The 18,722-nt window shown below is 64.6% G+C and carries 14 protein-coding genes; 3 read left to right on the forward strand and 11 right to left on the reverse strand.

Translation table 11 applies throughout. The annotated features are described in order from the left end of the window. Nucleotides 1-8: 8 nt before the first annotated feature. Both selO and trxC read left to right on the forward strand, forming a co-directional pair. The gene (gene selO / locus ACK2SD_RS23170; protein WP_412460945.1) at nucleotides 9-1,469 is read left to right on the forward strand and encodes a protein adenylyltransferase SelO; all 1,461 of its coding nucleotides are present in this window, start codon (nucleotides 9-11) and stop codon (nucleotides 1,467-1,469) included. A 46-nt stretch (nucleotides 1,470-1,515) separates the two neighbouring features. Beyond that, nucleotides 1,516-1,950, forward strand: coding sequence for a thioredoxin TrxC (gene trxC, locus ACK2SD_RS23175; protein ID WP_412460946.1), 435 nt, complete (start codon nucleotides 1,516-1,518; stop codon nucleotides 1,948-1,950). On the opposite strand, the gene ACK2SD_RS23180 is transcribed toward trxC, so the two are convergent. Together ACK2SD_RS23180 and ACK2SD_RS23185 are read right to left on the reverse strand one after the other, a co-directional pair. Beyond that, nucleotides 1,947-2,720 (reverse strand): ParA family protein, encoded by a 774-nt coding sequence (locus tag ACK2SD_RS23180; RefSeq protein ID WP_029613852.1) that lies wholly within the window; start codon nucleotides 2,718-2,720, stop codon nucleotides 1,947-1,949. The genes trxC and ACK2SD_RS23180 overlap by 4 nt on opposite strands. 53 nt (nucleotides 2,721-2,773) lie before the next feature. After that, entirely contained in the window at nucleotides 2,774-3,679 is a 906-nt protein-coding gene (locus tag ACK2SD_RS23185) for a LysR family transcriptional regulator (RefSeq protein ID WP_412460947.1), read from the reverse strand. 123 nt (nucleotides 3,680-3,802) lie between these two features. On the opposite strand from ACK2SD_RS23185, the gene ACK2SD_RS23190 reads away from it, so the two are divergent. After that, complete coding sequence (locus ACK2SD_RS23190; RefSeq protein ID WP_029614294.1) at nucleotides 3,803-5,047, forward strand: MFS transporter; 1,245 nt, start codon at nucleotides 3,803-3,805, stop codon at nucleotides 5,045-5,047. A gap of 69 nt (nucleotides 5,048-5,116) precedes the next feature. Here the strand turns inward: ACK2SD_RS23190 and ACK2SD_RS23195 are convergent, their stop codons facing one another. The 9 genes from ACK2SD_RS23195 to ACK2SD_RS23235 form a co-directional block, all read right to left on the reverse strand. Further along, on the reverse strand, nucleotides 5,117-5,464 hold the full coding sequence (locus ACK2SD_RS23195; protein ID WP_412460948.1) for a YgiW/YdeI family stress tolerance OB fold protein: 348 nt from the start codon (nucleotides 5,462-5,464) through the stop codon (nucleotides 5,117-5,119). 117 nt (nucleotides 5,465-5,581) lie between these two features. Then, a complete protein-coding gene (hemE, locus tag ACK2SD_RS23200; protein ID WP_116887366.1) occupies nucleotides 5,582-6,646 on the reverse strand; it encodes a uroporphyrinogen decarboxylase in 1,065 nt (354 codons plus the stop codon). 149 nt (nucleotides 6,647-6,795) lie between these two features. Continuing rightward, nucleotides 6,796-8,214: an FAD-dependent oxidoreductase gene (locus ACK2SD_RS23205; protein WP_029614298.1), complete on the reverse strand. Its 1,419-nt coding sequence runs from the start codon at nucleotides 8,212-8,214 to the stop codon at nucleotides 6,796-6,798. A gap of 122 nt (nucleotides 8,215-8,336) precedes the next feature. Next, entirely contained in the window at nucleotides 8,337-12,782 is a 4,446-nt protein-coding gene (gene gltB / locus ACK2SD_RS23210; RefSeq protein ID WP_412460949.1) for a glutamate synthase large subunit, read from the reverse strand. Between the two features lie 371 nt (nucleotides 12,783-13,153). Beyond that, complete coding sequence (locus ACK2SD_RS23215; RefSeq protein WP_412460950.1) at nucleotides 13,154-14,779, reverse strand: AAA family ATPase; 1,626 nt, start codon at nucleotides 14,777-14,779, stop codon at nucleotides 13,154-13,156. Continuing rightward, nucleotides 14,776-15,891 (reverse strand): 3-dehydroquinate synthase, encoded by a 1,116-nt coding sequence (gene aroB, locus ACK2SD_RS23220; RefSeq protein WP_116887365.1) that lies wholly within the window; start codon nucleotides 15,889-15,891, stop codon nucleotides 14,776-14,778. Before aroB ends, ACK2SD_RS23215 begins: the two co-directional genes overlap by 4 nt. Before the next feature lie 95 nt (nucleotides 15,892-15,986). Beyond that, nucleotides 15,987-16,505 carry a shikimate kinase AroK gene (gene aroK, locus ACK2SD_RS23225; protein WP_039582580.1) on the reverse strand — a complete coding sequence of 173 codons (519 nt, stop codon included), beginning with the start codon at nucleotides 16,503-16,505 and terminating at the stop codon, nucleotides 15,987-15,989. 4 nt (nucleotides 16,506-16,509) lie between these two features. Continuing rightward, complete coding sequence (locus tag ACK2SD_RS23230; RefSeq protein ID WP_412462360.1) at nucleotides 16,510-17,736, reverse strand: type IV pilus secretin PilQ; 1,227 nt, start codon at nucleotides 17,734-17,736, stop codon at nucleotides 16,510-16,512. Beyond that, on the reverse strand, nucleotides 17,702-18,709 hold the full coding sequence (locus ACK2SD_RS23235; protein ID WP_412460951.1) for a pilus assembly protein PilP: 1,008 nt from the start codon (nucleotides 18,707-18,709) through the stop codon (nucleotides 17,702-17,704). The genes ACK2SD_RS23230 and ACK2SD_RS23235 overlap by 35 nt, the downstream gene beginning before the upstream one ends. Nucleotides 18,710-18,722 lie beyond the last annotated feature (13 nt).

Raw genomic sequence — 18,722 nt, forward strand, 5'->3', positions numbered from 1 at the left:
AGCCGCCCGTGAAAACGCTCGACCACCTGCAGTTCGACAACCGCTTCGCCCGCCTCGGCGACGCCTTCTCCACCCAGGTGCTGCCCGAGCCGATCGCCGACCCGCGCCTGGTGGTGGTCAGCGAAGCGGCCCTGGCGTTGCTCGATCTGGATCCGGCGCAGGCCGAGTTGCCAGTGTTCGCCGAGCTGTTCGGCGGTCACACGCTCTGGGAAGACGCCGACCCTCGGGCGATGGTGTATTCCGGCCATCAGTTCGGCGGCTACAACCCGCGCCTGGGCGACGGTCGTGGCCTGCTGCTGGGTGAGGTGGTCAATGACGCGGGCGAGCACTGGGACCTGCACCTCAAGGGCGCCGGCCAGACCCCGTACTCGCGCATGGGCGATGGTCGCGCCGTGCTGCGCTCGTCGATCCGCGAATTCCTCGCCTCCGAAGCCCTGCACGCGCTGGGCATTCCCAGCAGTCGCGCCGTGTGCGTGATCGGTTCGAGCACGCCGGTGTGGCGCGAAACCCAGGAAAGCGCGGCCATGCTGCTGCGCCTGGCGCCCAGCCATGTCCGCTTCGGCCATTTCGAATATTTCTACTACACGCAGCAACCCGAGCAGCAGCGGGTGCTGCTGGATCATGTGCTCGAACAGCACTACCCCGAGTGCCTTGCGGCAGAGCAGCCGTACCTGGCCATGTTCCGCAGCATCGTCGAGCGCAACGCCGAGCTGATCGCGCGCTGGCAAGCCTACGGTTTCTGCCACGGGGTGATGAACACCGACAACATGTCGATCCTCGGCATCACCTTCGACTTCGGCCCGTTCGCCTTCCTCGACGACTTCGATGCCAACTTCATCTGCAACCACTCCGACGACCGTGGCCGCTACAGCTACGCCAACCAAGTGCCGATCGCCCACTGGAACCTCAGCGCGCTGGCCCAGGCGTTGACCACGGTGGTGGAGGTCGAGGCGCTCAAGGACACGCTGGGGCTGTTCCTGCCGCTGTACCAGGCCCATTACCTGGACCTGATGCGTCGCCGCCTCGGCCTGACCTGCGCTGAAGATGACGACCTGGCGCTGGTCGAGCGCCTGCTGCAGTGCATGCAGCGCGGTGCAGTGGATTACACGCTGTTCTTCCGCCGACTCGGCGAGCAACCGGTCGAACAGGCGCTCCACGGGGTGCGTGACGACTTCGTCGACCTCGCCGGCTTCGACGCCTGGGCCGCCGACTACCTGGCACGCTGCCAGCGCGAACCCGACAATGCCCAGGGCCGGCGTGCGCGCATGCACGCGGTCAATCCGCTGTACATCCTGCGCAACTACCTGGCGCAGCAGGCCATCGAAGCGGCCGAAGCGGGCGACTACAGTGAAGTCCGGCGCTTGCATCAGGTGCTGAGCAGGCCGTTCGAGGAACAGCCCGGCATGCAGGCCTACGCCGAGCGCCCGCCAACCTGGGGCAAGCACCTGGAAATCAGTTGCTCGTCCTGAATGCCAGGCGCGGCCTGACAGCCCTATCGCACCCCAAGGAGAAGATATGTCTGAACCCCTGGTCATCCCCTGCCCTCACTGCAACGGCCTCAACCGCCTGCCGGCCGAGCGCCTGGGCGACAGCCCCAAGTGCGGACGCTGCAAGCAGGAGGTGCTGCTTGGCCAGCCCTTCGAGCTGACTGAGCGCAGCTACGCCAGCCAGATCAAGGGCGATCTGTCGCTGCTGGTGGACGTGTGGGCCGACTGGTGCGGGCCGTGCAAGAGCTTCGCCCCGACGTTCACCCAGGCCGCCCGCCAGCTCGCCGGCCGCTGCCGCCTGGCCAAGCTGGACAGCGAAGCCAACCGCAGCCTGGCCGGTCAACTGGGGATTCGCTCGATCCCCAGCCTGATCCTGTTCAAGCAGGGCCGCGAAGTCAGCCGCCAGGCCGGCGCGCTACCACTGCAATCGTTGCTGGAGTGGCTGCGCGGGCAGGGCGTCTAGGCGTTCTCTTCGAGCAGCGAGTGCAGCTCGACGAACTGCTGCGTCAGCTTGTGCCGTGGCTCCAGATGAATCAGCGGCAGGCTGGCGTGGTGCGACTCGCGCATCTTCACCGAGCTGCCCAGGTACACCGGCAACACCGGCAGCCCCTCGGCCAGCAGTTCGTCGAGCATCTGCTGCGGCAGGCTGGCGCGGGACTGGAACTGGTTGACGACGATGCCCTCGACCTCCAAGGCTTCGTTGTGATCGTCCTTGAGTTCCTCGATCTCGGCGAGCAGGCCATACAGGGCCTGGCGCGAGAAGCTGTCGCAATCGAAGGGAATCAGCACGCGATCAGCGGCGATCAGCGCTGAAACCGCGTAGAAGTTCAGCGCGGGCGGCGTATCGATGTAGATCCGTTCGTAGTCTTCGCTCAACTCGTCGAGCAACTTGCGCAGCTTGTTGATCTTGTGTTTGGCCTCGAGCTTGGGCTGAAGGTCGGCGAGTTCCGCCGTGGCGGTGATCACGTGCAGGTTGTCGAACGGGGTCTCGTAGATATCGACCTTGTTCTTCTTCGCGACCGGCCCGCCGGCCAGGCTCTGCTTGAAAAAGTCGGCGATGCCCATGGGGATGTCATCGCCGGTCAGGCCGGTGAGGTACTGGGTGGAGTTGGCCTGGGCATCCAGGTCGATCAACAGGGTGCGATAGCCTTCGCTGGCACTCACCGCCGCCAGGTTGCAGGCGATGCTCGACTTGCCCACGCCACCTTTCTGATTGAACACCACGCGCCGCATGACAGGATCTCCGGGTATCAAGGAATGCCCGAGTATGTGTGCACAGCAACGCTTTATCCAGCGCCTTGGGGCGCTTGCACACCAGCCAACAGCTCGCAAAACGCATTGGCCATCGCCGAGCCTGCTCCCTCGCGGCGCACCAGCCACACGGCGCTGGTCGCCTGCGGGTCGAGCAACGTGCGATAGACCACACCGTCGATGCGAATGCGCTGGAACGAGGCCGGCAGCACCGACACGCCCAACCCGGCCGACACCAGGCCGATGATGGTCAGCGCCTCGCCTGCCTCCTGGGCGAAATGCGGGCTGAAGCCGGCCTGGCGCGCCAGTTCCATCAACTGCGCGTACAGGCCGCTGCCGTAGCTGCGCGGGAAGAACACGAACGGCTCCTGGGCCAGATCAGCCATCTGAACGCCACCGTCACTACACGCCGCCAGCGGGTGGGAGGCGTTGAGCACAGCGACCAGCGGCTCGCGGAACAGCTCGGTGACCGCCAGCCCCTCGGGGACGGGCAACGGGCGCATCAGACCGACCTCGATGGACTCGTCGAACACCGCATCGACCACCTCGCGGCTGCTCATTTCCGTCAAATGCAAGTGAACAGCCGGAAAGCGCTGGCGAAAGGCGTGAATCGCCTGGGGAATACGCGACGTGAACGGCGCCGACGAGGTGAACCCGATCTTCATCTCGCCCAGCTCGCCCAGTTGCGCGCGCCGCGCCACGTCGGCGGCCTTGTCGACCTGCGCCAGCACTTGACGCGCCTCATCGAGAAACAGCCGGCCGGCCTCGCTGAGTGCCACCCGGCGGTTGGTGCGCTCGAACAGTCGGGCACCGAGCTCCTGTTCGAGGGCCTGGATCTGCTGGCTCAATGGCGGCTGGGAAATGCCCAGTTGCTGCGCGGCGCGGCCGAAGTGCAGCTCCTCGGCGACAGCGATGAAATAACGCAGGTGACGCAGCTCCATAGCGCGCTCCAAACAAGTCGTCAAACGTCTCAAATAGGTCGAACAATATATTGGATCTAATCATTAGCCAGCTATATGATTTTTCCATTGCATCACCGACCCCGCGCCTTGAGGTAGTCCGTCGTGAAATCCGCTGTCGCCCCCCTTGCCCTGGAACCCGACCCCGCTGCGCTGACCGATATCTGGATCGAAAAAGGCAGCCCGGCCTTCATGAAGACCGTGCTGGCATTGTTCAGCGGCGGCTTCGCCACCTTCGCCCTGCTCTATTGCGTGCAGCCGATGATGCCGCTGCTGTCGCAGGAGTTCGCCATCAATGCCGCGCAGAGCAGCCTGGTGCTGTCGGTCTCCACGGCGTTGCTCGCCGTGGGACTACTGGTCACCGGGCCGATCTCCGACCGCATCGGGCGCAAGCCGGTGATGGTCATGGCCCTGCTCTGCGCGGCACTGGCGACCCTGGCCAGCGCCGTCATGCCGACCTGGGAAGGCGTATTGGCCACGCGGGCGCTGGTCGGGCTGTCGCTGAGCGGGCTGGCCGCCGTGGCCATGACCTATCTGAGCGAAGAGATTCACCCCCAGCACATCGGCCTGGCCATGGGCCTGTACATCGGTGGCAATGCCATCGGTGGCATGAGCGGTCGACTGATCGCCGGGGTGCTGATCGACTTCGTCAGTTGGCACACGGCGATGCTGGTAATCGGTGGTCTGGCGCTGCTGGCGGCGGTGGTGTTCTGGAAGGTGCTGCCCGAATCGCGCAACTTCCGCGCACAATCGCTGCAACCGCGTCGCCTGCTCGACGGCTTCCTCATGCACTTCAAGGACGCCGGCCTGCCTTGGCTGTTCCTTGAAGCCTTCCTGCTGATGGGCGCGTTCGTCACCCTGTTCAACTACATCGGCTATCGCCTGCTGGCCGAGCCGTACCACATGAACCAGGCATTGGTCGGGTTGCTGTCAGTGGTTTACCTGTCGGGGATCTACAGCTCGGCGCAGGTCGGCGCACTGGCGGACAGACTGGGGCGGCGCCGGGTGTTCTGGGCCAGTATCGGCGTGATGGCGGCGGGCATGCTGATGACGCTGTTCACACCGCTGCCAGTGGTGGTGGTCGGCATGCTGGTGTTCACCTTCGGCTTCTTCGGCGCGCATTCGGTGGCCAGCAGCTGGATCGGCCGACGCGCGCTCAAGGCCAAGGGGCAGGCGTCGTCGTTGTACTTGTTCTGTTACTACGCGGGGTCGAGTGTCGCCGGGACGGCGGGCGGGGTGTTCTGGCACCACTGGGGCTGGAACGGCATCGGGCTGTTCATTGGCAGCCTGCTGGCGGTGGCGTTGCTGGTGGCGCTGCACTTGAGCAAATTGGCGCCCAAATCGGCGTGAGACCTGCGCGGAACGAGCGCGCTGCCATTACTTTCGGCAGGCGCGCTCGTCAGCGAGACAGCGGCTGGATCAGTTGATGATTTCGACGATATCCACATCCACTTCACGGCTCATCAGGTGCTTCTCCACCTCGCCGGTCAGCTTGACCTTGGTCTTTTCATTGAAAGGAGTGACCGGCAGGTCTTCGTTGTCGATCTCGACGGTGATGGTGCCGGTGTTGTCCTTGAACTCGTACTTGTCGTCGTTGTTGACCTTCTTGGTGATGTAGCCCTGCAGCACCACTGGCGTGTCGTCGGCGGCTTCTTTGGCAGCGGCGACGGTGGTGATCGATTGAGCACCCGGGCCGGTGTAGCCAGCCGCCAGGGCGACGGTGCTGAACAGCGGGGCGAGAATCAGCGGCAGGTAACGAATTTTCATGATGATCGGGTCCTGTTTGGGTTTCGATGGGACCAGATTAGCGACGATCGCTGAATTTAACCTTAATGTCACAAAAAACCCGGCACATGGCCGGGCTGGGTGAGGCGTGAAGCGGACTCAGCCGTGGTACTGCGCCGAAAACTCGTGCACGGCATTGATGAACACGCCCGCGTGCTCGGGATCGACTTCCGGGGTGATGCCGTGGCCAAGGTTGAAGACGTGGCCGCTGCCATGGCCATAGCTGGCCAGGATGCGCGCGACTTCCTGGCGGATCGCCTCCGGCTTGGCGTACAGCACCGTCGGGTCCATGTTGCCTTGCAGCGCCACGCGGTCGCCCACACGGCGACGGGCGTCGCCGATATCGCAGGTCCAGTCCAGGCCCAACGCGTCGGCGCCGGCTTCGGCGATGCTTTCCAGCCATAGCCCGCCATTCTTGGTGAACAGGATCACCGGCACCTTGCGGCCTTCGTGCTCGCGGATCAGGCCGCTGACGATCTTGCGCATGTAGGCCAGTGAGAAGGTCTGGTAGGCCGCCGCCGACAGCGCGCCGCCCCAGGTGTCGAAGATCTGCACCGCCTGGGCGCCGGCCTGGATCTGGCCGTTGAGGTAGGCGGTGACCGACTGGGCCAGCTTGTCCAGCAGCAGGTGCATGGCCTCGGGCTGGTCGTAGAGCATGGCCTTGGTCTTGCGGAAGTCTTTCGACGAGCCGCCTTCGATCATGTAGGTGGCCAGGGTCCAGGGGCTGCCGGAGAACCCGATCAGCGGCACGCGGCCGTTCAGTTCGCGGCGGATGGTACTGACCGCATCCATCACGTAGCCCAAGTCCTTGTGCGCATCGGGAATGGGCAGGGCTTCGATATCGGCCGCCGTGCTGACGACCTTCTTGAAGCGCGGACCTTCGCCAGTCTCGAAATACAGGCCCTGGCCCATGGCGTCGGGGATGGTGAGGATGTCGGAGAACAGGATCGCGGCGTCGAGCGGGTAGCGGTCCAGCGGCTGGAGCGTCACCTCGCAGGCGAACTGCGGGTTCTTGCACAGGCTCATGAAGTCGCCGGCGTTGGCACGGCTGGCGCGGTACTCCGGCAGGTAGCGGCCGGCCTGGCGCATCATCCACACCGGGGTGACGTCTACAGGCTGCTTGAGCAATGCACGCAGGAAACGATCGTTCTTCAGGGCAGTCATGTCGGCATCCAGCAAAAAAGTGCGGGCATTTTCTCAGACGCCAGCGCAAAAGGCACGGCTGCGGCCATGGCTTTTGTCTATTGGGTGCCGTGGGTCAAGGATTGTCGGGCGGGATAACGCCGGGGTCGAGTGGCGACCCCGGCGCTCGATCACACCTGCAGGTAGTCGAGGATGCCTTCGGCCGCCGTGCGGCCTTCGAAGATGGCCGTCACTACCAAGTCCGAACCGCGCACCATGTCGCCACCGGCGAAGATCTTCGGGTTGCTGGTCTGGTGCTTGAAGGCGGCCTTCTCCGGGGCCACCACGCGGCCTTGGCTGTCCATCTGGATGCCATGCTGCTCGAACCACGGCGCCGGGCTCGGACGGAAGCCGAAGGCGATCACCACGGCATCGGCCGGCAGGATCTGCTCGGAGCCAGGAATCGGCTCCGGACTGCGGCGACCGCGAGCATCCGGCTCGCCCAGTCGGGTTTCGACCACCTTGACGCCCTCGACCTTGCCGTCGCCGACGATGGCGATGGGCTGGCGGTTGTAGAGGAACTTCACGCCTTCTTCCTTGGCGTTCTTCACCTCTTTGCGCGAGCCTGGCATGTTGGCCTCGTCGCGGCGGTAGGCACAGGTCACCGACTTGGCGCCCTGGCGGATCGAGGTGCGGTTGCAGTCCATCGCCGTGTCGCCACCGCCGAGCACCACTACCTGCTTGCCCTGCATGTCGACGAAGTCTTCCGGCGACTTCTCGAAGCCCAGGTTGCGGTTGACGTTGGCGATCAGGAAGTCCAGCGCGTCATGCACGCCCGGCAGGTCCTCGCCGGGGAAACCGCCCTTCATGTAGGTGTAGGTACCCATGCCCATGAAGACAGCGTCGTAATCGGCGAGCAACTGCTCCAAGGTGATGTCCTTGCCCACTTCGGTGTTCAGGCGGAACTCGATGCCCATGCCGGTGAACACTTCGCGGCGGTTGCTCAGTACGCTCTTTTCCAGCTTGAACTCGGGAATGCCGAAGGTCAGCAAACCGCCGATTTCCGGGTTCTTGTCGAACACCACCGGGGTGACGCCAGCACGCACCAGCACATCGGCGCAGCCCAGCCCAGCCGGGCCGGCACCGATGATGGCAACGCGCTTGCCGGTCGGCTTGACCTTGGACATGTCCGGACGCCAGCCCATGGCGAAGGCGGTGTCGGTGATGTACTTCTCCACCGAGCCGATGGTCACCGCACCGAAACCGTCGTTCAAGGTGCACGCGCCTTCGCACAGACGGTCCTGCGGGCAGACCCGGCCGCAGACTTCCGGCAGGGTATTGGTCTGGTGCGACAGCTCCGCCGCCGCCAGGATGTTGCCCTCGGACACCAGCTTCAACCAGTTGGGGATGAAGTTGTGCACCGGGCACTTCCACTCGCAATACGGGTTGCCGCAGCCCAGGCAGCGATGTGCCTGCTCCACGGACTGCTGCGGCTTGAAGGGCTCGTAGATTTCCACGAACTCCTTCTTACGCTGGCGCAGCAGCTTCTTTTTTGGGTCCTTGCGGCCCACTTCGATGAACTGGAAGTCGTTGCTCAGACGTTCAGCCATTTTTCAAAACCTCTCAACAGCAGCTGCGAGCCAGAAGCTGCAAGCCGCAAGACGATCACGTAAGCCGGGCGAACCCCGTGCTGCTTCTGCTTGCAGCTGGGAGCTCGCCACTTGCAGCTGCTTTACTGCGGGTTGGCGCGGGTGCTGGACAGCAGTTGCTTGAGGTTGGCCGCCTTGGGCTTGACCAACCAGAAGCGCCGTACGTAGTCGTCCAGGTTCTCGGAGAGCTCACGCCCCCACTCGCTGCCGGTCTCGTCCACGTATTCGCCCAGGACACGCGCCAGATGGCTGCGATAGGCCTCCATCGCCTCACCACTGATGCGCTGGATTTCCACCAGCTCGTGGTTGAGTTTGTCGACGAAGGTGTTGTCCAGGTCGAGCACGTAGGCGAAGCCGCCCGTCATGCCGGAGCCGAAGTTGTAACCGGTCTTGCCCAGGACGCAGACAAAGCCACCGGTCATGTATTCGCAGCAATGATCGCCCGTGCCCTCGACCACAGCGTGGGCGCCGGAGTTACGTACCGCGAAGCGCTCGCCTGCGGTGCCAGCGGCGAACAGCTTGCCGCCGGTGGCGCCGTACAGGCAGGTGTTGCCGACGATGGCGCTGTGCTGGGTTTCGAACGGACTGCCCGCCGGCGGTACGATGGTCAGCTTGCCACCGGTCATGCCTTTGCCGACGTAGTCGTTGGCATCGCCTTCCAGGTGCATGTTCAGGCCACCGGCGTTCCACACGCCGAAACTCTGCCCTGCGGTGCCCTTGAAGCGGAAGGTGACCGGCGTGGCCGCCATGCCCTGGTTGCCGTAGAGCTTGGCGATCTCACCGGAGATGCGCGCGCCGATGGAGCGGTCGCAGTTGCAGATGTCGAGGGCGAACTCGCCGCCGGCCTGGTCACGGATTGACGGCAGGGCCATGTCGACCATGCGCTCGGCCAACTCGCCTTTGTCGAACGGCGGGTTGCGGTCCACTTCGCAGAACTGCGGCTTGTCGGCCGGAATGTGCGAGCTGCCCAGCAGTGGCGTGAGGTCCAGGTGCTGTTGGCGCTCGGTATCACCCGGCAGCACGTCGAGCAGGTCGGTACGCCCGATCAGCTCGCCGAGGCTGCTCACGCCCAGCTTGGCCAGCCACTCGCGGGTTTCTTCGGCGACGAAGGTGAAGAAGTTGATCACCATGTCGACGGTGCCGATGTAGTGGTCCTTGCGCAGCTTGTCGTTCTGGGTGGCCACGCCGGTGGCGCAGTTGTTCAGGTGACAGATCCGCAGGTACTTGCAGCCCAGGGCGATCATCGGCGCGGTGCCGAAGCCGAAGCTCTCGGCGCCGAGGATGGCGGCCTTGATCACGTCCAGGCCGGTTTTCAGGCCACCGTCGGTCTGCACCCGCACCTTGCCGCGCAGGTCGTTGCCGCGCAGGGTCTGGTGGGTCTCGGCCAGGCCCAGTTCCCACGGTGCGCCCGCGTACTTGATCGAGGTCAGCGGCGAGGCGCCGGTGCCACCGTCGTAGCCGGAAATGGTGATCAGGTCGGCATAGGCCTTGGCCACGCCTGCCGCGATGGTACCGACACCCGCCTCGGCCACCAGCTTCACCGACACCAGCGCTTGTGGGTTGACCTGCTTGAGGTCATAGATCAACTGCGCGAGGTCTTCGATGGAGTAGATGTCGTGGTGCGGCGGTGGCGAGATCAGGGTGACGCCGGGCACGGCATAACGCAGCTTGGCGATCAGGCCGTTGACCTTGCCGCCAGGCAACTGGCCGCCCTCGCCCGGCTTGGCGCCTTGGGCCACTTTGATCTGCAGCACTTCGGCGTTGACCAGGTACTCCGGGGTCACGCCAAAGCGGCCGGTGGCCACCTGCTTGATCTTCGAGCTCTTGAGCGTGCCATAGCGGGCCGGGTCTTCGCCGCCCTCGCCGGAGTTGGAGCGAGCGCCCAGCCGGTTCATGGCCTCGGCCAGGGCCTCGTGGGCCTCCGGCGACAGCGCACCGAGGGAGATGCCGGCGGAGTCGAAGCGCTTGAGGATGGCCTCGACCGGCTCCACCTGCTCCAGCGCCAGGGGCTGATCGGCCACCTTGACCTTGAGCAGGTCACGCAGCATCGACACCGGACGCTGGTCGACCAGCGCGGTGTACTCCTTGAATTTGCTGTAATCGCCTTGCTGCACGGCGGCCTGCAGGGTGTTGACCACGTCCGGGTTGTAGGCGTGGTACTCGCCGCCATGCACGAATTTGAGCAGGCCACCTTGCTGGATCGGCTTGCGCGCGCTCCAGGCTTCGGCCGCCAGCAGCTTCTGGTCGCTCTCCAAATCCTCGAAGCGCGCACCTTTGATGCGGCTGGACACGCCCTTGAAGCTCAGGCCGACCACCTCGTCCGACAGCCCCACGGCTTCGAACAGCTGGGCGCCACGGTACGAGGCGACGGTGGAGATGCCCATCTTCGAGAGGATCTTCAGCAGGCCTTTGGAAATGCCCTTGCGGTAGTACTTGAACACTTCGTCCAGATCGCCCAGCACTTCGCCGGTACGAATCAGGTCGGCCAGCACTTCGTACGCCAGGTACGGGTAGACGGCCGAGGCACCGAAGCCCAGCAGCACGGCGAAGTGGTGCGGGTCACGGGCGGTGGCGGTCTCCACCAGGATGTTGCTGTCGCAGCGCAGGCCTTGTTCGGTCAGGCGGTGGTGAACCGCCCCGACAGCCAGCGAAGCATGCACGGGCAACTTGCCTGGGGCGATGAAACGGTCGCTCAGCACCAGTTGCGTCTTGCCGCTGCGCACCGCTTCTTCGGCCTGGTCGGCGATGTTGCGAATGGCCGCTTCCAAGCCCAGGCCCTGCTCGTAGTTGAGGTCGATCAACTGACGGTCGAAGCCCTCGCGCTCCAGGTTCATCAGCGAGCGCCACTTGGCTGGCGAGATCACCGGCGAGCTGAGGATCACCCGCGAGGCGTGCTCGGGGGATTCCTGGAAGATGTTGCGCTCGGCGCCCAGGCAGATTTCCAGGGACATCACGATCGCTTCGCGCAGCGGATCGATCGGCGGGTTGGTCACCTGGGCGAACTGCTGGCGGAAGAAGTCGTACGGCGAGCGGACGCGCTGGGAGAGCACGGCCATCGGCGTGTCGTCGCCCATCGAGCCGACCGCTTCCTGGCCCTGCTCGCCGAGCGGACGCAGCACCTGGTCACGCTCCTCGAAGGTGACCTGGAACATTTTCATGTACTGCTTGAGCTGGTCGGCGTCGTAGCTGGCCACGCCCTGGTCGTCGCTCAGGGTCGCCTGGATACGGGTGGCGTGCTGACGCAGCCAGCGCTTGTAGGGATGGCGCGACTTGAGGCGATTGTCGATGGCGTCGGTATCGAGGATCTGGCCGGTCTCGGTGTCCACGGCAAAGATCTGCCCCGGGCCGACGCGACCTTTGGCGATGACGTCCTCGGGCTGGTAGTTCCACACGCCGATTTCCGAGGCCAGGGTGATGTAGCCGTTGCGGGTGGTCACCCAGCGCGCCGGGCGCAGGCCATTGCGGTCGAGCAGGCACACAGCGTGGCGGCCTTCGGTCATGACGATGCCGGCCGGACCGTCCCACGGCTCCATGTGCATGGAGTTGTATTCGTAGAAGGCGCGCAGGTCGGCGTCCATGGTCTCGACGTTCTGCCAGGCTGGCGGCACCAGCATGCGCACGCCGCGGAACAGGTCGATGCCACCGGTGACCATCAGCTCGAGCATGTTGTCCATGCTCGAGGAGTCGGAGCCGACCCGGTTGACCAGCGGGCCGAGCTCTTCCAGATCCGGGATCAGGTCGTTGGCGAACTTGGTGCGCCGGGCCATGGCCCAGTTGCGGTTACCGGTGATGGTGTTGATTTCGCCGTTGTGGGCGAGGAAGCGGAACGGCTGCGCCAGCGGCCACTTGGGCAAGGTGTTGGTGGAGAACCGCTGGTGGAAGACGCAGATCGCGGTCTTCAGGCGCTCGTCGCCGAGGTCTGGGTAGAAGGCGGTGAGGTCCGCCGGCATCATCAGACCTTTGTAGATGATGGTCTTGTGCGAGAAGCTGCAGATGTAGTGGTCGGCGTCGTGGGCGTTGGCCACGGACGAGCGGCGACGGGCACTGAACAGCTTGATGGCCATGTCCTGGTCGGTCAGGCCTTCGCCGCCGATGAACACCTGCTCGATCTGCGGCAGGCGCTCCAGGGCCAGGCGGCCGAGCACGCGGGTATCGATCGGCACCTTGCGCCAACCGATCAGTTGCAGGCCAGCCTGGGTGATCTCGCGGTTCATATTGGCCCGCGCGGCCTCGGCTTTCACCGGGTCCTGATTGAAGAACACCATGCCGACCGCGTACTGCTTGGGCAGCTCGACGGCGAAGTGTTCCTGGGCCACGGCGCGCAGGAACTGATCGGGCTTCTGCATCAGCAGGCCACAACCGTCACCGGTCTTGCCGTCTGCGTTGATCCCACCGCGGTGGGTCATGCAGGTCAGGGCCTCGACGGCGGTTTGCAGGAGGTGGTGGCTCGGCTCGCCCGTCATATGGGCGATCAGGCCAAAACCACAGTTGTCCTTGAATTCTTCGGGATGGTACAGACCTGTTTTCATAGACACATTCTCACCAGGTTCGCCTCTCAACCAAGGCAAATCTCTTTTTAGTACAACCACTTACCATCCACGCCGATCGAATGCCAGCTTTTTTGCGGGGGCAATGGGAAACCATTGTTGCACAGCGACGAAGCCGCCCACAAACAATAACGACGAATCGTTGAAAGTTTATGTCGCAATTTTGAATGTTTTTGCGTCACTCACCGTGTAGGCGAATGGACGTGAGTCTGAAGCGTTTCAGCGGTGACTGCAATCAGGCTTGTGGCCGGCAGTCTGGGACACGAAAGCCTGCCGCGCTCGTGCACAGCAGGCTATCGAGATTCCGGGATTCGCTCAGCAACTGGGCGGCGGGGTGGTGCCGCCCGGAAGGATCAGCGGGCCGTGGCCAGCTCTTGTTGAACGCTGCCGACGGTACGAGGCCAAGGTTTACCAGCCTGGACCTTCGCTGGCAAGTTCTTGATTGCGGCCGCGGCCGCGTCGCGGCTGGCGAAATTGCCGTAAGTGACCACGTACAGGGGTTTGCCCTGCAGGTTTTTCTTGAAGTAGCGGTACTCGCCACCCTGCTCGCGGACGAACGACTGGGCCGCCGACTCATTGCTGGTGCCGAATACCTGGACCACGTAGTTGCCGGCCTTCTGGCCGCTGTACCAACTGCTGTTACCCGCACCGCCGGTCGACTTCTCGACCGCTTTGGGCGCCGGCTTGGCCGTGGCGACCTGGGTCGGTGCCGCAGCCGGCTTGCTGGCAGGGGTGGCGGTTTTCGCCGGCTGCGTGGCAGCCGGTTTCTGCGCGGCAGCAGCCGGCTGGCTCGGTGCGCTGACAACCGGCTGGGCCGGCGTCGGCGCCGGACCTGCAGCGACACCTTGTGGCGGTGCAGTGGTGGTGACGGTCGGCGGCACCGCGGCCGAAGGCGCGGACGGCTGCAGTGCGGTGTTGCCCGCCGGACCACCCTCCTCACCATCCCCCATACCGGCCGCCTGGGCTAGCGGCTCACGCATCACCGGCTGCGACTGACCGACCAGCGGCAGCGGCATCGGTTGCGACGAGCCGGAGAACTCGACCGTCGGGCCGCCATTGCCCGACTGGCCCTGACCCAGTGGCAACTGGGCTTGGGCGGCAGGCGCCTCGGCTGGCGCCTTGTCGCTTTTCTTGGGCATCAGGACCGCCGCCGCAACGGCGACCACGACCACAGCAGACAGTGCGAGCACGTGTTTCTTAGGCATTTTGAACCCCATGGATGGTCGCTTCTCGGTACTGCGAGTGGCGATCATGGCTTCGATCAAGGTATCGCGGGCCACCTGATTGATGTTGCCCGGCCAACCGTCGGAGTTTTCGTGGATATCGGCGATCTGCTCGGCGCTGAACACGTCGAGTCCCCGGCCAGCACCTTCAAGGCGTTGCTCCAGGTACTCGCGGGTTTCCTCTTCGCTGTAGGGGGCGAGCTCGATGATGTGGAAGCGTTCTTCCTCGGCACTGAGCTCGTCCAACCCGGCAATCAGCGAAGGCTCGCCGAACAGGAATACATGCGGGCGTCCTTCCGCAACGCCGGCCGCCAGTTCCAGCAACGCTTGGAGTGCTGACTCTTCGAGTTGTTCCGCATCGTCTACCAGCAGATACACCTCTTGCCCGGTCAGCGCCAACTGCACGACCTGGGAAAGAATGGCCTGTACCTGCGGCTGCGCGACGCCCAGCGCCTGAGCCACTTGGCCGAGCACGCCGGCGGCATCGCTGGCGCCGCGCGCCGATACCACCACGCTCTGCACCGACTGCTTGTTGGTGCTGGCGACCAGTGCCTGGCGCAGCAAGGTCTTGCCGCTGCCATGGGGACCGGTCACCACCAGCATCAGGTGGCTGTAGCGCGCCAGATGATGCAGCTGACCCAGCACCGGCTTGCGCTGGGCAGGAAAGAACTTGAAGCCGGGCACACGCGGCGCGAACGGATCGTGGCTCAACTGGTAATGGTCGAGAAACGCCTCATCGGCATGCAAACTGGTCATTGCGCTGTCACAACCTCACGCTGGGCCACGATTGCGCGGTAGTCCGCCGCCAACGTGGCCTGAAGGATCTCTTTCGGATAGTCGTCGGTGATTACGGCTTCGCCCAACTGGCGCAACAGCACCAGGCGTAGGCGTCCGTCGAGCACCTTCTTGTCGACCGCCATATGTTCCATGAAATGCGCCGGGGTCATTTCCTCTGGAGGCACCACCGGCAGGCCTGCATCCTGCATCAGGCGAATTCCGCGATCACGCGCCGTCTGGTCGATCCAGCCCAGGCGCATGGACATCTCCAGGGCCATCACGGTCCCGGCAGCGACGGCCTCGCCATGCAACCATACCCCGTAACCCATGTGGGTTTCGATGGCGTGGCCGAAGGTGTGGCCGAGGTTCAGGGTGGCACGCACGCCCGATTCGCGTTCGTCGGCACCGACGACCGCCGCTTTGGCCGCGCAGGAGCGGCGAATGGCTTCGGTGAGGGCAGTCGAGTCGAGTTGGCGCAGCGCGACCATGTTGTCTTCCAGCCAGCCGAGGAACGGCTCGTCGCAGATCAGCCCGTACTTGATGACCTCGGCAAGCCCGGCCGATAGTTCGCGGGCTGGCAAGGTGCGCAGGCTGGTGGTGTCGATGAGCACTGCATTGGGCTGGTAGAACGCACCGACCATGTTCTTGCCCAGCGGGTGGTTGATGCCGGTCTTGCCGCCCACCGAAGAGTCCACCTGGGACAGCAGCGTAGTCGGCACCTGGATGAAATCGACGCCGCGCTGATAACAGGCTGCAGCGAAGCCGGCCATGTCACCGATCACGCCGCCACCGAGCGCCACCACCGTGGTGCGCCGATCATGCCGGGCGGTGAGCAGGGCATCGAAGATCAACTGCAGGGTTTCCCAGTTCTTGTGGGCCTCGCCGTCGGGCAGTATCACCGGCAGCACCGACCAAGCCCCAAGGGTCTTGCTCAGGCGCTCGAGATACAGCGGCGCGACGGTTTCGTTGGAGACGATGGCGACCTGCCGTCCGGCAATATGCGGTGCCAGCAGCTCGGGCTGGTCCAACAGGCCCTCGCCAATGTAGATCGGGTAGCTGCGCTCGCCCAGATCGACCTTCAGTGTCTGCATGTATCCCCACAATGTGCTTGGGCGCGGCCTTGGCTGAGCGGCCTGCGCGTACGTTCAACCTCGACCCGGCGTTGGTCGCCGAGAATAGTCCCGCCTCAGCGGGGCGGCAACTGCTGCAGGCGCTCGAGAATGTCGATCACCACCATGCGCGGTGGCCGTTCGTCGGTTTCCACCACCAGATCGGCGATCTCGCGATAGAGCGGGTCGCGCATCTCCAGCAGCGAGCGCAGCGTGGCTTCAGGATTGGCCGTGCGCAGCAGCGGGCGATTGCGATCACGGGCGGTACGGCCCACCTGCTGCTCGACCGAGGCGTGCAGGTAGATGACCCGGCCGCCTTGGTGCAGGGCACGACGGTTGGCCTCGCGCATCACCGCGCCACCGCCTGTGGCGACCACCACGCCGTCGAGTTCGCACAACTCGGCGATCATCGCCTGCTCGCGATCGCGAAAGCCCGGCTCGCCTTCCCTGTCGAAGATCCACGGGATGTTGGCGCCGGTGCGCAGTTCGATTTCCTTGTCGGAATCCTTGAACAGCAGACGCAGCTCTTTGGCCAACAGGCGCCCGATGGTGCTCTTTCCGGCACCCATGGGCCCTACAAGTATCAAATTTCGCACAGAATCAACGACTCACAGCAATCGCCTGGTCATTCATGATACGCGGAGTCAGGAAGACCAGCAGCTCGGATTTTTTCTCTTGTAATGCATCGCGTCGAAACAGCCGTCCAACATACGGCAGATCGCCAAGAAATGGCACCTTGTCGACCACATTGCTATTCGACGTCGAATACACGCCACCAATCACAATGGTCTGACCGTCGGCCACGCGCACCTTGGCGTTGACCTCGTTCTTGCGAATCGGCGGCACGTCGTTGAGGGCATTGGCGTAGTCGGGCTCGTCCTTGGTCACGCGCACCGCCATGATGACTTTGCCGTCAGGGGTGATTTGCGGGGTGACCTCCAATGAAAGCGAGGCCTCGCGGAACGACACCGAGGTGGCGCCACTCTTGCTCGACTGCTGGTACGGCACCTCGGTGCCCTTGAGGATGCGTGCGGTTTCCTTGTCGGCCGTGACCACCTTGGGCTGCGAGATGATCTCGCCATTCCCGCTCTTTTCCATGGCGCTGAGCTGCAGGTCGAGCAGCGCATCGCTGCCCACCAAGCCTAGACCGATGCCGGACGAGGCGGCCGAGGCGCCAAGGTCGACGAACAGTTCGCTGCCCGAGCGTCCCGGCGAGCCGCCATGCTTGGCACCCCAGCGCACGCCGAGCACCTTCTCGTAGTCGACGTTGGCCTCGACGATGCGCGCCTCGATCATCACCTGACGCACCGGCACGTCCAACTGCGCGATCAACTGCCGCAGTTCGGCCAGCCGCGCGGCGGACTGGACGGCGACGAGGGTGTTGGTGCGTGGATCCACGCTCAGCGTGGCGCGCGCATCCGCCGGGTCGTCGTTGGCCAGGCTGGCCAGCAACAGCGGTGCCAGCGCGGACGCATCAGCATGGTGAACCGGCAGCAGTGCGCGCTGCAGCGGCTGCGACCGCGCCTCCAGCAGGCGGTCAGCCTGCGTTTCGCGCGTTTGCTCGGCAAGCTCGGCGGCAGGGGCGATCAGCAATACATTGCCCTGCTCGCGCCTGGCCAATCCGCGACTGCGCAGCACCAGGTCCAGCGCCTGGTCCCAGGGTACGTCCTGCAAGCGCAGCGTAACGTTGCCCTGGACCGTGTCGCTGGCCACCAGATTGACCCCTGCATAGTCGGCCAGCACCTGCAGCACCGCTCGCACTTCCACATCCTGGAAGTTCAGCGACAGCGGCTCACCTTTGTAGGCCGTCGTCGCCAGTGCCTGCATCGACGCCAAGAGCGCCCACAGGCCGATCACCGCGTTTTTTCCAATCATCCGTGCTCCCTGCACTGCTGCCACGGCTCAACGTCAGATAGCTGGAGCGCTCCTGCCATGCTGCATCGTTGAACAACCGTTCCCTGATTTCGACCTGATCCGGATCGACCTTGACCACCTCGCCCTCTTCACGTCCCAGGTGATCCCCCTCAGCCACCCGATACACCCGCCCGGCCCAGCGCACCAAGGCGTGCGTGCTACCCGCGCGCGACAGGCTGCCGACCATCTCCAACTGCTCCAGCGGCACCCCGATCAAGCCTTCTTGCGCCCTGCGCCGTGTAGACCATGGGGCGAACGGGTCGAGTAGCGGCGCTGTGATGCGCTGCCGTGCCGGCTCATCCGCAAGCGAGGCCGGCGCCGGCAACTCCTCGCCGGCCTCCAACGCGTGCACTTGCAGGTGCAGATGCAGCAGCCCGGGCCGTCCTGTTGCAGGCTCCAGTTGCGCACGCACCACTCGCAGCAACCGCACCTGCTGCAGCCATTCGTCAAGCCAGACGCGCAACCCGGCATAGCTGCCGCTGACCTGCATCTGCAGCGGAGTCTGGCGGTACCCGACAGCCTGGACCTCTTGCCCGATATCGAGTTGCTCGAACAGCAGGCCGTGGGAGCGCCCCGTCAGCGCCAGTTGATCGAGCAAGTCGCTCATGCTCGCCCCACCCGACAAGCGCCAGCGCGCCTCCTGCAGTGTGTGCTGCTCCTCGATCAACGCCGCTTCGGCCGCGACCAGCCCCTCTGCCAGCGACCGTCGCGCTTGCAGTGCCTGCATCTGCTGCGCTTCGAGCAACGAGCCCTGGCGATAAACAGCGCGCGTGTCATGGACACGCAGCCAGTAGCCGCCGGACAGCACCAACAGCACCCCAAGCACCACAGCGGCAGCGCGGGAGGCTGGCGAACGCGCAGCACCGTCCTGCCAGCGTGAGAGCACTGACCAGCGCATG

The organism is Pseudomonas sp. SC11 (assembly GCF_047039205.1).
Taxonomy (GTDB): Bacteria; Pseudomonadota; Gammaproteobacteria; order Pseudomonadales; family Pseudomonadaceae; genus Aquipseudomonas; species Aquipseudomonas boreofloridensis.

What these genes read in the sequence shown, in the direction of transcription:
- trxC (WP_412460946.1), top strand. Translation starts at nt 1,516, where the DNA reads ATGTCTGAACCCCTGGTCATCCCCTGCCCTCACTGCAACGGCCTCAAC.
- ACK2SD_RS23180 (WP_029613852.1), bottom strand. Translation starts at nt 2,720, where the DNA reads ATGCGGCGCGTGGTGTTCAATCAGAAAGGTGGCGTGGGCAAGTCGAGC.
- ACK2SD_RS23185 (WP_412460947.1), bottom strand. Translation starts at nt 3,679, where the DNA reads ATGGAGCTGCGTCACCTGCGTTATTTCATCGCTGTCGCCGAGGAGCTG.
- ACK2SD_RS23195 (WP_412460948.1), bottom strand. Translation starts at nt 5,464, where the DNA reads ATGAAAATTCGTTACCTGCCGCTGATTCTCGCCCCGCTGTTCAGCACC.
- hemE (WP_116887366.1), bottom strand. Translation starts at nt 6,646, where the DNA reads ATGACTGCCCTGAAGAACGATCGTTTCCTGCGTGCATTGCTCAAGCAG.
- ACK2SD_RS23205 (WP_029614298.1), bottom strand. Translation starts at nt 8,214, where the DNA reads ATGGCTGAACGTCTGAGCAACGACTTCCAGTTCATCGAAGTGGGCCGC.
- gltB (WP_412460949.1), bottom strand. Translation starts at nt 12,782, where the DNA reads ATGAAAACAGGTCTGTACCATCCCGAAGAATTCAAGGACAACTGTGGT.
- ACK2SD_RS23215 (WP_412460950.1), bottom strand. Translation starts at nt 14,779, where the DNA reads ATGACCAGTTTGCATGCCGATGAGGCGTTTCTCGACCATTACCAGTTG.
- aroB (WP_116887365.1), bottom strand. Translation starts at nt 15,891, where the DNA reads ATGCAGACACTGAAGGTCGATCTGGGCGAGCGCAGCTACCCGATCTAC.
- ACK2SD_RS23230 (WP_412462360.1), bottom strand. Translation starts at nt 17,736, where the DNA reads ATGCAGGCACTGGCGACGACGGCCTACAAAGGTGAGCCGCTGTCGCTG.